We start from the raw sequence: 15,769 nt of genomic DNA, 5'->3' as shown, positions 1-15,769 counted from the left end.
TCCTCGGCGGCGCGGGCAACGACACCCTCGTGGTGGGCGGCGACGCGCTGGTGATCGACGCCGGCAGCGGTGCCGACCTCATCGACCTGGCCTACAGCAACAACGCCGCCGGCCGCATCACCACCGGCACCGGCGCCGACGTGGTCAAGCTCTCGGTGCGCAGCCTGGAGTATGGGCATGCGGCCAGCGTCATCACGGACTTCAAGGCCGGTGCCGGTACCGCCGTCGACAGGCTCGACCTCTCGGCGGTGCTGGGCCGGCTGTGGGAACTGGGCTACGACTACGGCAACCCCTTCACCAGCCAATGGCTGCGGCTGCGGGTCGATGGCAAGGACACGCTGCTGCAGGTGGACCTCAGCGGCCCGGGCAACGGGGCGCAGTGGAGCACCCTGGCGCGGCTGAGCAATACCGTGTCCACGTCCGGCACCACGCTCGTTGGTCCGGACAATTTCGTGGACCGCATCGCTCCCAAAGGCAACACCACGGTGGTCAGCAACGCCGGCACCATCACGCCCGACACGCTCGTCGGCAACGATGGCAATGACAGCCTCGGCGGCGCGGGCGACAACGACCTGCTCGACGGCGGCTTCGGCGGCCGGGACACGCTGCGCGGCGGCGAGGGCAGCGACACGCTCTTCGGCTTCAGCGGCCACGACCTGCTCGACGCCGGCCTGGGCAACGACGCGGTCTTCGGCGGCTTCGGCAACGACACCATCCTCGGCGGCGCGGGCGACGACAACGTCGGCTACTACCAGACCTACAAGGGCCGCAGTTACGGCGCCTCCGGCCTGCACGGCGAGGAAGGCAACGACTTCATCGACGGCGGCGACGGCAACGACAACCTCTTTGGTGGCAGCGGCAACGACACGCTGCTGGGCGGCGCCGGCAACGACTACCTCGACGCCAACAGCGCGCCCGGCCGCGGCGACCTCACCGACCACGACTCGGTCGACGGCGGCGACGGCGCGGACAACCTTTACGGCGGCTACGGCAACGACACGCTGCGCGGCGGTGCCGGCAACGACTACCTCAGCTTCTCCGGCGCCTGGGACGCCAGCTTCGCCGCGCTGGTGGACGGGGGCGCGGACAACGACAACATCAACCTCAGCCTTGCCGGCCGCAGCACGGTGCTGGGCGGCGCGGGCAACGACACCATCAGCTTCAGCTACGACAGCAGCGGCATGACGGTGGACGCCGGGGACGGCGACGACAGCATCTGGGCCGCGAACTGGGAGCACGACGCCGCCACCCTCACCGGCGGCCTGGGCAACGACACCATCCGTGTCGGCGGCGACGCGCTGGTGATCGACGCCGGCGCGGGCGACGACCTGATCGACCTGGCCTACAGCCACAACGCATCGGGCCGCATCACCACCGGCACGGGCGCCGACGTGATCACGCTCTCGCTGCAGAGCGTGCGCTACGGCCATGCCGCCCCGCTGATCCTAGACTTCACGGCCGGCGCCGGCGGCGACCGCTTCGACCTGGCGCCGTTGCTGTCCAACCTGGGCCTGCCCTCGTCCAGCGACCCCTTCGCCAGCGGCCACCTGCGCCTGACCGCCTCGGGCACCCGCACCCTGATCGAGGCCGATGCCGACGGCAGCGCCAACGGTGCGAGCTTCCTGGCGCTGGCGACGCTGCAGGGCGTGGCGCCCTCGGCGCTGACCGCGGCCAACTTCGTGCAGGCGCTCACGCCGGTGGTCAGCGCCAACGCGTCCGCGCCCACGGCGCAGAACGACAAGACGGTGGTGCTGCTGGAGGACGCGAGCTCCACCGCGCTGGGCCTGAGCACGCCCTCCGATCCTGACGGCGGCACGCCCGTGATCCGCGTCGAGGCGCTGCCTTACTTCGGCACGGTCAAGCTGGCCGACGGCGGCAGCGTGGCGGTGGACCAGGTGCTGACCGCGGCGCAGCTCACCGGGCTGCGCTTCACGCCCTTGGCCGACGCCAACGGCGACCTGGGCACCTTCCGCTACACCGTGGCCGACAACGAGGGCAGCGTGATCGCGCGGCTGGTGCAGTTCCAGGCCACGCCGGTCAACGACGCGCCCAAGCTCAGCCTGGGCGAGTTCACTTACGTGGACAGCGGCCAGCAGCTCTTCACGCTGGACCTGGACGACTACGCCAACGACCTGGAAACCGACGGCCAGCTCAGCTTCGTGGCCTCGCTCGCCGGCGGCCAGCCGCTGCCGGCCTGGCTGGGCTACGACGCGTCCACGCACGTGATCTCGGGCAGCGCGCCCTATGCCACCACCACGACCTGGAGCGTGCAGGTCCAGGTGACCGACCCGCAGGGCCTTTCCGCGACGGGCAGCTTCACCCTCAAGCCGGCCGGCTACGCCAGCCAGTACGGCAGCAGCGGCGCCGACACGCTGCTGGGCAGCTCAGGCAACGACAACCTCCACGGCTACGCGGGCGCCGACCGGCTCGAAGGCCGCGTCGGCGACGACGTCCTCAACGGCTACGAGGGTGCCGACAGGCTCTACGGCCAGGAGGGCAACGACTGGCTGGACGGCGGCACGGATGACGATGCGATCTCCGGAAGCCTGGGCGACGACACCCTGATCGGCGGAGCCGGGATGGACACGCTCAACGGCGGCAGCGGCCTGGACGCGTTCCGCTTCACCGAGGCGCCCAACGCCGCCACCAACGTGGACACCATCAACGGCTTCGTCGCCGCCGACGACCGGCTGGAGTTCAGCAGCGGGGTCTTCACGGCGCTGGGGCCCTACGGTCCGTTGGCGTCCGGCGCCTTCGTGAAGGCCACGGCGGCGCAGGACGCTGGCGACCGGCTGATCTACGACCAGCCCAACGGCCTGCTGTACTACGACGCCGACGGCACCGGCGCCGCGGCACAGACCCTGGTGGCCCGGCTCGGGGCCGGCACGGCGCTGTCGGCAGCGGACCTGTTCGTGGTCTGAGCGTGGCCTGGGCGCGGCGCGCGGGGCCCGGGGTACTCAGCCCCGGTGCATCGCGGCCCACGCCGCGCGCAGCCGCGCCACGCCTTCGCGCAGCCTGTCCGGCGTCTCGGTGGTGAAGCTCAGGCGCAGGCGGTCGCGCGGCGCGGCGTCGGCGTAGAAGGCGTCGCCGGGCACGAAGGCCATGCCCTGTTCCAGCGCCAGGGACAGCAGCGCGCGCGTGTCGGTGCCGTCGGTGAAGCGCGCCCACACGAACATGCCGCCCTCGGGCTCGTGGAACTCCAGCGCTGCGCCGAAGGCCGCGCGCAGCGCCGCGCACAGCGCGCGGCAGCGCTCGCGGTAGGCGGCGCGCACGCGCGCCAGGTGCGGCTCCAGCCGGCCGCTGTCCAGGTAGCGCGCGGCGATCTCCTGGGTGAAGGAGGGCGTGTGCAGGTCCATGGCCTGCTTCACGCGCGCCGCGGCCTCGGCCAGCGGCTGCGGCAGGATCAGCCAGCCCAGGCGCAGCCCCGGCGCCACCGCCTTGGACAGCGTGGACGTGCGCCCGCACCAGTCGCGCGCGCCGGGGATGTCCTGCGCCAGCGCCGCCAGCCCCGGCAGCTCCTGGCCCTCGGTGCGCAGCACGCCGTAGGGGTCGTCCTCCAGCACCAGCACCTCGTTGCGCGCCGCCCACTGCAGCAGCCAGCGGCGCCGGCGCAGCGACAGCGTGGCGCCGGAGGGGTTGGCGAAGGGCGTGACCAGGTAGATGAGTTTGGGCTTGCGCGGCAGCTGCAGCGTCTCCAGCTCCTCGACGCGGGCGCCTTCCTCGTCCTCCTCCAGCCCGATGCAGCGGGCGCCGGCCAGGCTGAAGGTCTGCAGCGCGGCGAGGTAGCCGGGGCGCTGCATCACCACCACGTCGCCCTCGTCCAGCAGCAGCCGCGCCACGATGTCCAGCGCCTGCTGCGAGCCGGTGGTGACCAGCAGCGAGCGCGCGGCCAGCGACAGCCCCGTGGCGCGCTCGCGCGCCTCCAGCGCGGCGCGCAGCGCGGGCTGGCCCTCGGTGAGGCCGTACTGCAGCGCGGCGGCGGGCGACTGTTCCAGCACGGCCTGGGTGGCGGCGCGCACGCCTTCCACGTCGAACAGCTCCGCGGCGGGCAGCCCGCCGGCCAGGGAGATCACGCGGGCCTGCTGCGCGGCGCGCAGCAGCTCGCGCACGTCGGAGCTGCGCAGCGAGGCGGCATGGGTGGACAGGGCGTAGGCGGGGGCGGTTGGGTGGCTCATGGCGTTGCGGTGGAAGAGAGGCTGCGGTCGGGCCTCGAAGGCTAGGGCGGGCGTGCCGGTCTGTCCCGGTACGGTGGCCATGACGGTTGGGCGCACTGTTTGGCGCGCGGACCGCAACAGTTGGGGCAGAGCAGCGTGATTGAATCCCCGGGACCGCTTTCCGCCGCCACCACCATGTTCACCCTCGCCAAGGACACCGCCGTCCCGCTGACCGAGCAGATCGTTCGCCACTACGCGCAGCGCATCGACGACGGGGCGCTGCTGCCCGGAGCGCGGCTGCCCTCGGTGCGCCAGCTCGCGGCGCGGCTGGAGGTCAGCGTGCACACCGTGCTGGTAGCGCTGGACCGGCTGGCCGGCATGGGCTACGTCGCCTCGCGGCCCGGCGCGGGCTACTTCGTGCTGCGCCCGGCCGGCCGCGCCGCGGCCGAGGCGCCGCCGCCCGCGCCGCCCGCGCCGGCCACCACCACCGCCGGCTTCACGCACAGCGCGCTCTCGGCCGACGCCACGTTGCTGCAGGCCGGCGCGGGCTACCTGCCGCGGCACTGGTACGAGGACGCCATCGCCCCCGCCACGCTGGCGCGCAGCCTGCGCGAGAGCGCCGAGGCCGCGGTGGTGCCGCCCGTGCAGGGCCTGCCGCTGCTGCGCGAGCAGCTGGCGCAGCGGCTGGCGCAGCGGCAGATCCCGGCCACGGCGGCGCACCTGGTCACGAGCTTCGGCGCCTCGCAGGCGCTGCAGCTCGCGGCGCGCGCGCTGGCCGCGCCGGGCGACGTGGTGCTGGTGGACGACCCGGGCTACTTCCTGGTGCACAGCCAGCTCGCGGCGCTGGGGCTGCGCGTGGTGGGCGTGCCGCGCGAGGCCGAGGGGCCGGACCTGCGGGCGCTGGCCGCGCTGGCCGAGGAGTACCGCCCGCGCGCCTTCTTCACCCAGACGCTGCTGCACAACCCCACCGGCGGCAGCACCACGCCGGCGCGCAGCCACCGCGTGCTCAACCTGGCCGAGGCCTTCGACTTCGTGCTGGTGGAGGACGACGTCTACGGCGACCTCGCCGGCGACGCCGGCGTGCGGCTGGCGCAGATCGACGGCCTGCGCCGCGTGGTGTACGTGGGCAGCTTCAGCAAGGTGCTCAGCCCCAGCCTGCGCGTGGGCTACCTGGCCGCGGCCCCGGCGCTGGCCGACCGCCTGGTGGAGCTCAAGCTCATGGACGTGCTCTCGGGCTCCACGCTGGAGGAGACGCTGGTGGCGGAGGTGCTGCGCAGCGGGCGCTACCACCGCCACGTGCTGCGGCTGCGCGAGCGGCTGGCGCGCGCGCGGGTGGCGGCCATCGCCGCGCTGCAGGGCTGCGGGCTGCGCTTCGACGCCGAGGCCGCGGGCGGGGAAGGGGTGTTCCTGTGGGCCGCGCTGCCGCCGGGGGTGGAGGCGCCGGCGCTGGTGGAGGCCGCGCGCGCCGCGGGCATCGTCATCGCCGGCGGCCACATGTTCTCGCGCCGCGGCGCGGGGCTGGACCGGCTGCGGCTCAACGCCGCGTGGGCCACCGATGCGCGGCTGCTGGGCTTTCTGCGGGAGCGGCTGGGGGCGGCGGGCGGCTAAGCCGCCTCAGCCGCCGTAGGTCCCCGTCTTCGCGGCCGGGCCGGCCGCCAGCGCCGGCGCCGGGCGCCGCTTGAAATCCGGCCGTGCGACGCTGGCGCCGGGCTGATGGGCCGCGGCACCGTGCGCCACCCGGAACACCGCCACCGCCTTGACCATCTCGCGCGCCTGCGCCTTGAGGCTCTCGGCCGCCGCGGCGCTTTCCTCCACCAGCGCGGCGTTCTGCTGCGTGGCGTGGTCCATCTGCGCCACGGCCTCGCTCACCTGCGCCATGCCCTGGCTCTGCTCGCGGCTGGCGGCGCTGATCTCGCCCATCAGGTCCGTCACGCGCTGCACCGCCGTCACCACGTCTTCCATCGTGTGGCCGGCCTGGTCGGCCAGCACCGAGCCCTGGCCCACGCGCTGCACGCTGTCGCTGATCAGCACCTTGATCTCCTTGGCCGCGTTGGCACAGCGCTGCGCCAGGTTGCGCACCTCGTCAGCCACCACCGAGAAGCCCCGCCCGGACTCGCCCGCGCGCGCGGCCTCCACCGAGGCGTTGAGCGCCAGGATGTTGGTCTGGAAGGCAATGCCGTCGATCACGTTGGTGATCTCGGCGATCTTCTTGGAGCTCTCCTCGATGCCCCGCATCGTGTGCACCACCTGCGCCACCACCTCGCCGCCGCGCACCGCCACCTCCGAGGCGCCCTGCGCGAGCTGGTTGGCCTGGTGCGCGTTGTCGGCGTTGTGCCGCACCGTGCTGCCCAGCTGCTCCATCGAGGCGGCGCTTTCCTCCAGCGCCGCGGCCTGCTCCTCGGTGCGGTGGCTCAGCTCCTGGTTGCCCTCGGCGATCTCGCTGCTGGCGCCGGCCACGCTCTCGGCGTGCCGGCGCACGTCGGAGACGATGTTCACCAGCGCGTCGCGCATGCTGGCCAGCGCCTGCAGCAGCCGCGCCGCCTCGTCGCGGCCCTGCGTGTCGATGTCCACGCCCAGGTTGCCCCCGGCCACCGACTCCGCCACCGCCAGCGCCTGGCCGATGGGCCCGGTGATCGAGCGCGTCACCCACAGCCCCAGCCCGAAGGCCAGGCAGCCGCCCAGCACCGACACGCCCAGCAGCAGCACGCGGCTGCGGTCGTTGGCATCGGCCTCGGCCTTCAGCTCGGCCGCCACCCGCTCGCCGCCTTGCACCTGCCCGGCGCTCAGCTGGCTCGCCAGGCGCTGGAAGCCCTCGTGCTTGCGCTCCAGCGTCATCAGCATGAAACCCGACATCAGCCACAACAGCAGCACCAGCGTCCCGAACACCAAAGCCAGCCGGACCTGGACCGGCAGGTTGCGCAACGTCATCTTTTTCCCCCCTCGCGGGAATCACAGCGTCGAAATGTCCACAGCCGAACTTCCCGTCCGGTGGGCTAGTGTGACATTTTGTTAGTAGGGTTATCCAGCGTATAGGCGTGGTGAATCCTTAGACGCCTCATCACGGCTTTGGCACAGACACAACCCTTGAACCGGTGTGCGAGAGTGCTGCTGGGACAATACGGGGTTTGCCCGCATCAGCCCTGCCGCCGTGACCCAACTCCCGCCCACCGCCAAGCCGATCACCTCCTGGCGCCCGTACTGGGCCAAGCGCTTCGGCACCGCGAAGTTCCTGCCCACCAGCCGGGAGGAAATGGACGCGCTCGGCTGGGACAGCTGCGACGTGGTGCTCGTCACCGGCGACGCCTACGTGGACCACCCCAGCTTCGGCATGGCCGTGATCGGCCGCGTGCTGGAGGCGCAGGGCTTCCGTGTCGGGATCATTGCCCAGCCCGACTGGCAGAGCGCCGAGCCCTTCAAGGCGCTGGGCAAGCCGAACCTGTTCTGGGGCGTCACCGCCGGGAACATGGATTCGATGATCAACCGCTACACCGCGGACCGGAAGATCCGCAGCGACGACGCCTACACCCCCGGCGGGGCCGGCGGTTCGCGGCCCGACCGCGCCTGCCTGGTGTACGCGCAGCGCTGCCGCGAGGCCTTCCCCGACGTGCCGCTGGTCATCGGCGGCATCGAGGCCTCGCTGCGCCGCATCGCGCACTACGACTACTGGCAGGACAAGGTGCGGCGCTCGATCCTGGTCGACTCCAAGGCCGACCTGCTGCTCTACGGCAACGCCGAGCGCGCGCTGGTGGAAGTGGCGCACCGCCTGGGCCGGCGCGAGCCGGTGGAGAACATCACCGACGTGCGCGGCACCGCCTTCATGCGCCGCAGCCACGACCCCAGCGCCGAAGGCTGGTTCGAGCTGGACTCCTCCGAGGTGGACCTTCCCGGGCGCATCGACGATCACATCAACCCCTACCTGACCACGTCCGAGCAGGCCAGTGCCCAGGGCGGCTCCTGCGCGAAGGAGGAGGGCCAGGAGGCCGCGCCGCCGCAGCAGGGCGGCGACGCGGCGGTGGCCGTGGTGGCCATGCCTGTGAGCCGCAAGAGCGGCCGCATCGCCATGCCCGCGCGCGAGCGCACCGTGATCCGGCTGCCGAGCTACGAGCAGGTGAAGTCCGACCCGGTGCTCTACGCCCATGCCAACCGCGTGCTGCACCTGGAGACCAACCCCGGCAACGCGCGCGCGCTGGTGCAGCGCCACGGCGAGCGCGACCTGTGGATCAACCCGCCGCCGATCCCGCTCACCACGGCGGAGATGGACCACGTCTTCGACCTGTCCTACGCGCGCAGCCCGCATCCGCGCTACGCCGACGAGAACGGCCGCCATGACGGCGCGACCAAGATCCCGGCGTGGGAGATGATTCGTTTCTCGGTCAACATCATGCGCGGCTGCTTCGGCGGCTGCACCTTCTGCTCCATCACCGAGCACGAGGGCCGCATCATCCAGAGCCGCAGCGAGGACTCCGTGATCCGCGAGATCGAGGAGATGCGCGACAAGGTGACGGGCTTCACCGGCGTCGTCTCCGACCTCGGCGGCCCCACGGCCAACATGTACCGGCTGGGCTGCAAGAGCCCGCAGATCGAGGCCGCGTGCCGCAAGCCCAGCTGCGTCTACCCGGACGTGTGCCAGAACCTGCGCACCGACCACGGCCCCCTGATCAAGATGTACCGCCGCGCCCGCGCGCTGCCGGGCGTCAAGAAGATCCTCATCGGCTCGGGCCTGCGCTACGACCTGGCGGTGAAGTCGCCCGAGTACATCAAGGAGCTGGTGACGCACCACGTGGGCGGCTACCTGAAGATCGCGCCGGAGCACACCGAGGGCGGGCCGCTGTCCAAGATGATGAAGCCGGGCATCGGCACCTACGACCGCTTCAAGCAGCTGTTCGAGCAGTTCAGCGCCGAGGCGGGCAAGCAGCAGTTCCTCATCCCGTACTTCATCGCCGCGCACCCGGGCACCAGCGACGAGGACATGATGAACCTCGCGCTCTGGCTCAAGCGCAACGGCTTCAGGGCCGACCAGGTGCAGACCTTCTACCCGTCGCCCATGGCCACCGCCACGGCCATGTACCACTCGGGCATGAACCCGCTCAAGGGCATCAGCCGCGACGCGGCCAAGGGCGAGAAGGTGGACATCGTGCGCGGCGAGCGCCGGCGCCGGCTGCACAAGGCCTTCCTGCGCTACCACGATCCCAACAACTGGCCGCTGCTGCGCGACGCGCTCAAGGACATGGGCCGGGCCGACCTGATCGGCAACGGCAAGCACCACCTGATCCCCACCTTCCAGCCGGCGACGGACACGGGCTACCAGAGCGCGCGGCGCAAGAACAGCACGGTCGCGGGCGCCCGTACCTCGGTGGCCAAGCCGACGGGCAAGCAGGCCGCGGCGCCGGTGGGCAAGCCGACGGCCGTGGCGGGCAAGGCCGCGCCGGGCTTCGGCAAGCCGGCCGGCCCGGGCAAGGGCGCCGTGTCCCATGCCAAGCCGGCCGGCCAGGCGCCGCGCCGCGGCACGCTGCTGACGCAGCACACCGGGCTGCCGCCGCGCGACAGCGGCGCGCGCGCCGGAGCAAGCAAGGCGACGGGCGGGCGCAAGGGGCGTTGAGGGAGCATTGAAGGACGCTGCACCAGCTGTTGCTGGTGCAACGTCCTCGTTGCTTGACCCCCGTCCCTCCACGGAGCCAACTCCAGCAGGCCCCTCCTGGGAAGGAGGGCGCGCCGGGGTGTGCCGCCTAGATTGGATCCATCCGGACCGGACACACGACGAGCCCTCCAGGAACAGGGCGGCGGCCATGCCAGTCGAAGCAACAGGGAGGCGGCCCGGACCGCGTTCAGTGCCTTGCGCACTGGCTGTCTGGTGGTCATCTCGACAGGAGGTCTCATGAAGACCCGTTCCAGCCTGTTCCTCACGTCCGCGGCGCTGCTGCCGCTGCTCGGTGCCGGCGCCGCCGTCGCCAACGATGCCGTTGTCATCAACAACGATCGGGCCTCGCGCGCCCTCTCCGCCGAGGAGCTGTCGCGCCTGGGCCCGGTGAACAACCCCCTGCCGGCGCCGGACACCACCGGCGTCACGGCCGACATCGGCGCCGGGCCCTACCCGTCGGGCGCCAAGACCCGCAGCGGCATCGTCGGCGGCAGCACCGGCCGCGCCTTCGGCAGCTTCGGCATTCCCTACACCACCACGCGCGTGCAGGACGGCAACCAGAGCGCCGCAGGCGCCACCGCGGCCAACCGCCTGAGCACCACGTACCCGTACCGCACCGTGGGCAAGCTGACCTTCTCGGCGGGCTACTGCTCGGCCAGCCTGATCCGGCGCAGCGTGATCGTGACGGCGGCGCACTGCATCCAGAACTTCGGCAGCGGCGCCTCGATCTTCTCGAACTTCCAGTTCCGGCCCGGCCACTACGGCGCGTCCGGCGCCACGGCGGCGCAGATCGCGCCCTACGGCACCTGGAGCTGGGCGGCGCTGGTGCGCCCGGCCACCTGGGCCAACGGCACCGACATCGGCAGCGGCTCGGCGCGGGACAACGACCTGGCCGTCATCGCGCTGAACAGGGACGGCCAGGGGCGCTTCGTGGGCGACCTCGTCGGCTACATGGCCTACGGCTGGAACAACTACTCCTTCGTGACCTCGTCCAAGACCGGCAACCTGCCCACCGCCGCCGTCTCGACCCTGGGCTATCCGTTCCTCATGGACAGCGGCGCCATCATGCAGCGCACCGACGGGCCGACCTACACCACCACCGTCGGCGGCGCGGGGCAGCTCTGGCAGGGCAGCAACTTCACCGGCGGCTCCAGCGGCGGCCCGTGGGTGGTGAACTTCGCCTCGCGCACTCCGGCGCTGGCCGGCGGCGCCGTCGCGGGCTCGGCCTCCGTGATCGCCGTGGTCGGCGTGACCTCCTGGGGCTCGTCCGACCCGAACGCGCCCAAGGACAACTACTCCTCGCAGTTCCGCCAGAACTCGCGCTATCCCAACGCCAGCTACGGCGTCTATGGCGCCGGCAACATCGGCTCGCTGCTCAACACGCTGTGCTCGTCCGCCGCACCCGGCGGCGGCACCTACGCGTCGCAGGGCTACTGCAATTGAGGTGCGGGATGAGGCCCGGATCGCGCGTGAAACGCCTCGCGCGCCTGGCCGGCGCGGGGCTGCTGGGCGCCGCGCTGGCGTCCTGCGAGGCCACGCCGGCGCCGGGCGCGCCGCAGGCGGCGCCGTGGGAGGGGCGCTGGCTGCTGGCCGAGCTGGGCCAGCGCTCGCTGCGCGAGGTGGCGGCGCAGCGGCGGCCCGGCTTCAGCGTGCAGGGCGCCGTGATCCAGGGCTTCGACGGCTGCAACCAGTTCAACGGCCGCCTGGACCAGCCCGGCAGCGTGGTGGCGACGCGCCGCGCCTGCCCGGACGCGATCCCGATGCCGCTGGACCTGGCCGATCCGCTGGCGCACCTGCACGCCGCACGGGTGGAAGGGAACCGGCTGGTGCTGCCGGGCCGCGAGGGAAGGCCGGGAGGGGTGTTCGAGAGGGAGGCGAAGTGACTCAACTCCGCTCCCGTGCCGACTCCAGGTCGCCGGGGCTGTCGATGTCCAGCAGCACCCCGGCGTCCTCCACCGGCAGGTGTTCCAGCGGCAGCGAGGCCAGCAGCGCGCCGGCGCCCCGGTCGCCTTGCAGGCCCAGCAGCAGCGGCCGGTGCTGCGCGGCAAAGCCCACCGGATTGCCGCGCCGCGCGCCGAAATAGGGCGCCACCACCGCCGCGCCTTCCTCCAGCCGCCGCGCCAGCGCCTGCAGCGTGGCGGGCTGCACGAAGGGCATGTCTGCCAGCCCCACCAGCACCGGCCCCGGCGGCAACAGCGCCACGGCCTGCGCCAGCGTGGCGCCCAGGCCGTCCGCGCTGCGCGTGCAGCACAGCGGGTGCGCGCCCAGCGCGTGCACGCGCAGCGCCAGCGCCGCGTCGTCCCCGCGCAGCGCCACGTACACCGGCCCCAGCGCCTGCTGCCACGTGCGCAGGCTGCGCTCCAGCAGCGTGTCGCCCTCGGCCAGCGCCACCTGGCGCTTGTCGCTGCCGAAGCGCATCGAGTAGCCGCCGGCCAGCAGCAGCGGCCGCACGGGGGAAAGCTCCACGCCGCTCACTGGTGCACCCTCGCGCTGCGCGCGGTCCCGCCGAGCGGGACGGATCGCCCCCTTCGGAGCGGCCGTGCGGGGGCGCTCACGCCAGCGCCCGGCACGCGCCGTCCTGCAGCGCCGCGGCCTGGCGGCGCCGGCGGGTTTCCTCGTCGCGGCAGCACTGGATCAGCTCCGCCGCGATCGCCACCGCGATCTCCGGCGGCGTGCGGCTGCCCAGGTCCAGCCCGGCCGGGCCGCGCAGCCGCGCGATGGCCTGGGGCGCCAGCTCGAACAGCGCCAGCCGCTCGCGCCGTGCCGCGGTGCTGCGCGCGGAGCCCATCGCACCGACATAGAAGGCGGCGCCGGGCAGGGCCTCCAGCAGCGCCATGTCGTCGAGCTTGGGATCGTGCGAGAGGGCGACCACGGCGGTGCTGGCATCGGGCTGCAGCGCCGCCAGCGCGTCGTCGGGCATATCCGCCAGCAGCCGCGCGGGGCTGTCCTTGGGCCAGCCGTCCAGGTACTCGCGGCGCGGGTCGATGACGATGACCTCGAAGTCCAGCGTGCGCGCGATGGGCGCGAGGTAGCGCGAGACCTCCGCCGCGCCGACGAGCACCAGGCGCCGCCGCGGCCCCAGGCGCTGGGTGAACAGGGCCTGGTCCTGCGCCAGCGCGCTCGCGTCGCCGGGGCGGGCGGCGCGCACGCGCGAGCGGCCGTCGGGCAGCGCGATCTCGCGCACGCAGCCCTGGCCGGCGTCGATGAAGCGCAGCGCCGCCTCGAAATCGGCCAGCGGCACAGGCTCGGCCCACAGCTCCAGGCTGCCACCGCAGGGCAGGCGCAGCCGCGCGCGCTCCTCGTCGCTGCGGCCGTAGACCAGGCGCCGGCCCTGCGCGAGGCCCTGGGCGTCGGCCTGCAGCAGCGCCGTCAGGTCGTCCTCCACGCAGCCGCCCGAGACCGAGCCGGCGACGCGGCCGTCCTCGCACAGCAGCGCCATGGCGCCCACCGGGCGCGGCGCCGAGCCGTAGGTGCCCAGCACCGTGGCGCTCCAGCAGCGCCGGCCCTCGCCGGCCCAGGCCAGGGCGGCGCGCATGACTTCCAGATCGACGGCTTCCATGAATCCTTTCCGCTTCCTCGGCAGGCCCGTTCAGGCCAGGCTGCCCATCGCATCAGATGTCCAGCGTGTGCAGCCGCACCTCCACCGCGGCACCGTCCACGAGCAGCTCGCCCACCGACACCGGCAGCTTGAAGCGCCGCGGCCCGGCGCTGCCGGGGTTGACCCACAGCAGTCCGTCGCGCTCGGCGCAGCCCGGGCGGTGCGAGTGGCCCGACACCACCACGCGCACGCCCGCGGGCGCCGGCAAGGGCAGCTCCTTCACGTCGTGCACCACGCACACCAGCACCTGCTCCACCGGCAGCAGCGCGGTGTGGGGCAGGTCGCGGGCCCAGTCGGCGCGGTCGTTGTTGCCGCGCACCACGGTCAGCGGCGCGAGGTCCCGCAGCCGTTGCAGCAGCTCCGGCGGGCCGATGTCGCCGGCGTGGATCAGCGCGTCGCAGCCCTGCAGCGCGGCCAGCGCCTGCGGGCGCAGCAGGCCGTGGGTGTCGGAGATCAGGCCAATGCGCCGCATGCCGCGAAACGCTTCAGCGCCCCTGGCTCAGGCCGCCGCCGGCGGCGGCTGCTCCGAGAGATGCGCCATGTGCATCAGCTCCCAGATGTGGCCGTCCAGGTCCTCGAAGGCGTGGCCGTACATGAAGCCGTGGTCCTGCGGCGGGCGCGGGATGCGGCCGCCGGCTTCCTGTGCCTTGGCCACCAGCGTGTCCACCTCCTCGCGGCTGGCGCAGCTCAGGCACACCAGCACCTCGGCGCTGGCGTGCGCGTCGCTGATGGCCTTCTCGCCGATGAAGACCTTGAAGAAGGGCTCGGCCAGCAGCATCACCGCCATGTTGCGGCCCACGATCATGCAGGTCGCGTTCTCGTTGGTGAAACGCTCGTCGAAGCTGTAGCCGAGGCGGGTGAAGAACTCGATGGAGCGCGGCAGGTCCTTGACCGGCAGGTTGACGTAGATCTGTTCGTGCATCGTGGGCTCCCTGGGAAGCGTGGTTCGTGGTTGGGGAAAGGACAGCGGAAGGGACGGTGGCCTCACTCCACCAGCGGCGTCGCCTTCTGGGACGAAACGAAGAGCACGGCGTCGGTGATCGCCACCACGTCGTGCTCCTCGCCAGGCTCGGTGAAGAGGTAGTCACCCACCGCCAGGTCGACGCCGCCGAGGCTGACGCGGCCGGCCAGCACCAGCACTTCCTCGGTGCCTTGGTGCGCGTGGCGCGGAAAGCGCGAGCCGGCCGCCAGGCGCAGCACCGAGGAGCGTCCGCCGCCCTCGTTGTTGCGGAACAGGCTGCGCTCGATGCCCGCGTAGCCGGTGGCCGCCCAGGTGCGCTCGGACGCCTTGTTCAACAGCATGGGTCACTCCTGTGTTCAGGGGGTGCGCCATGGTAGGGGCACGGCGGGCCCGGGCCGCATCGCCGCGTGTGCTGCCTGAGCGAGCCGTCGGCTGCGGCCGGCCTGGCCTCCCGGCAAGGCCCGGGCCGCCCCGGCAGGTCACGGGGTTTTGCCGGCGCACGGAGCAGGGGCTTGGCGGTGGATTCCGGCCCTGAAACAGCGCTCCCGCACAATCTTCGGATGAGTGATTGCCTTGAAATCCTGCCCCCGAACCAGGGGGTCCCGCCCCAGCTGATGGTGCTGCTGCACGGCGTTGGGGCGGACGCCGCCTCGATGCTGCCGCTGGCGCGGGCGCTGCAGCACGAGTTCCCGCAGGCGGCGCTGCTGATTCCCGAGGGCTTCGATGCCTTTGATGCCGGCCCGCAGGGGCGGCAGTGGTTTTCCGTGAGCGGCATCACCGAGGAGAACCGCCCGCCGCGCGTGGCGGCGGCGCGCGAGCGCTTCGTGCGCTGGCTGCGCGCGGCGCAGGAGCGCTTGCGGGCCACGCCGGCGGTCACCGCGCTGGTGGGCTTTTCGCAGGGAGCGATCCTGGCGCTGGAGACGGCGCAGGCCGAGGACGGCCTGGCCGGGCGCGTGCTGGCCTTCAGCGGCCGCTACGCCGTGCTGCCCGACCACGCGCCGCAGCTCACCACGCTGCACCTGCTGCACGGTGCTGCGGACACGGTGATGCCCGCGCGCCACGCCCGCGAGGCGCTGGACCGCCTGGCCCTGCTGGGCGGCGACGCCACGCTGGACATCGCCGAGGGCGTGGGCCACGTGCTGCACCCGGTGCTGATCGAGGAAGCCATCCACCGGCTGCGCAGCCACATCCCGCACCGCACCTGGCAGGCCGCACTGGGCGCGGCGCCGCGCATGCAGCGGGATGGGGGGACGCACTGAGGTAGACGCGCGGCGGGGCTGCGCTGCCGGCGTCCGTCGGTGGAGGGGCGGGCTGGACCCGCTTGCGGCTGCCGTCATGCCAGGCGCGGCCTGCGCTCCCAACGCCCACCCAAACCCGGATCAAACCGCCCGCCACCCCCGACCGCGCAAAATGGGCGG

General features: G+C 72.9%; 12 protein-coding genes and 1 pseudogene. 6 read left to right on the top strand and 7 right to left on the bottom strand.

Annotated elements, in window-relative coordinates:
* On the top strand, window positions 1–2,921 hold a 2,921-nt coding region (locus tag H537_RS44430; protein WP_043459358.1), incomplete at its 5' end, for a calcium-binding protein.
* 36 nt (window positions 2,922–2,957) lie between these two features.
* Here the strand turns inward: H537_RS44430 and H537_RS0120605 are convergent.
* Window positions 2,958–4,175, bottom strand: coding sequence for an aminotransferase-like domain-containing protein (locus tag H537_RS0120605; RefSeq protein WP_028999352.1), 1,218 nt, complete (start codon window positions 4,173–4,175; stop codon window positions 2,958–2,960).
* A 174-nt stretch (window positions 4,176–4,349) separates the two neighbouring features.
* Between H537_RS0120605 and H537_RS0120600 the strand changes: the two genes are divergently transcribed.
* On the top strand, window positions 4,350–5,762 hold the full coding sequence (locus tag H537_RS0120600) for an aminotransferase-like domain-containing protein (protein WP_028999351.1): 1,413 nt from the start codon (window positions 4,350–4,352) through the stop codon (window positions 5,760–5,762).
* Window positions 5,763–5,792: 30 nt separating this feature from the next.
* Here H537_RS0120600 and H537_RS44425 read toward each other — a convergent pair.
* Window positions 5,793–6,851, bottom strand: a pseudogene (locus H537_RS44425) (methyl-accepting chemotaxis protein); the annotation flags it as partial.
* A gap of 451 nt (window positions 6,852–7,302) precedes the next feature.
* Between H537_RS44425 and H537_RS0120590 the strand changes: the two are divergent.
* The 3 genes from H537_RS0120590 to H537_RS0120580 all read left to right on the top strand — a co-directional run bounded on the left by H537_RS0120590 (window position 7,303) and on the right by H537_RS0120580 (window position 11,675).
* Entirely contained in the window at window positions 7,303–9,753 is a 2,451-nt protein-coding gene (locus H537_RS0120590; protein ID WP_028999350.1) for a YgiQ family radical SAM protein, read from the top strand.
* Window positions 9,754–10,029: 276 nt separating this feature from the next.
* On the top strand, window positions 10,030–11,235 hold the full coding sequence (locus H537_RS0120585; protein ID WP_028999349.1) for a trypsin-like serine peptidase: 1,206 nt from the start codon (window positions 10,030–10,032) through the stop codon (window positions 11,233–11,235).
* A 26-nt stretch (window positions 11,236–11,261) separates the two neighbouring features.
* Entirely contained in the window at window positions 11,262–11,675 is a 414-nt protein-coding gene (locus H537_RS0120580) for an META domain-containing protein (protein ID WP_169517057.1), read from the top strand.
* Window position 11,676: 1 nt separating this feature from the next.
* Here the strand turns inward: H537_RS0120580 and H537_RS0120575 are convergent, their stop codons facing one another.
* From H537_RS0120575 to H537_RS0120555, 5 genes are all read right to left on the bottom strand, one after another.
* Entirely contained in the window at window positions 11,677–12,258 is a 582-nt protein-coding gene (locus H537_RS0120575) for a nucleotidyltransferase family protein (RefSeq protein WP_028999347.1), read from the bottom strand.
* An 85-nt stretch (window positions 12,259–12,343) separates the two neighbouring features.
* A complete protein-coding gene (locus H537_RS44420) occupies window positions 12,344–13,351 on the bottom strand; it encodes an XdhC family protein (protein WP_051243022.1) in 1,008 nt (335 codons plus the stop codon).
* Window positions 13,352–13,403: 52 nt separating this feature from the next.
* Window positions 13,404–13,862, bottom strand: a complete 459-nt coding sequence (locus H537_RS0120565) for a metallophosphoesterase family protein (protein WP_028999346.1) — start codon at window positions 13,860–13,862, stop codon at window positions 13,404–13,406.
* A 27-nt stretch (window positions 13,863–13,889) separates the two neighbouring features.
* Complete coding sequence (locus tag H537_RS0120560) at window positions 13,890–14,312, bottom strand: VOC family protein (RefSeq protein ID WP_028999345.1); 423 nt, start codon at window positions 14,310–14,312, stop codon at window positions 13,890–13,892.
* A 62-nt stretch (window positions 14,313–14,374) separates the two neighbouring features.
* Window positions 14,375–14,692 (bottom strand): cupin domain-containing protein, encoded by a 318-nt coding sequence (locus tag H537_RS0120555; protein WP_028999344.1) that lies wholly within the window; start codon window positions 14,690–14,692, stop codon window positions 14,375–14,377.
* A 219-nt stretch (window positions 14,693–14,911) separates the two neighbouring features.
* Here H537_RS0120555 and ypfH point away from each other — a divergent pair, with 219 nt between their 5' ends.
* Entirely contained in the window at window positions 14,912–15,610 is a 699-nt protein-coding gene (gene ypfH, locus H537_RS0120550) for an esterase (RefSeq protein WP_043459356.1), read from the top strand.
* The last annotated feature ends 159 nt before the right edge of the window (window positions 15,611–15,769 follow it).

Origin of the sequence: Azohydromonas australica DSM 1124 (genome assembly GCF_000430725.1) — a bacterium.
Lineage (GTDB): Bacteria > Pseudomonadota > Gammaproteobacteria > Burkholderiales > Burkholderiaceae_C > Azohydromonas > Azohydromonas australica.
This window is presented reverse-complemented; position numbering and strand designations above follow the sequence as displayed.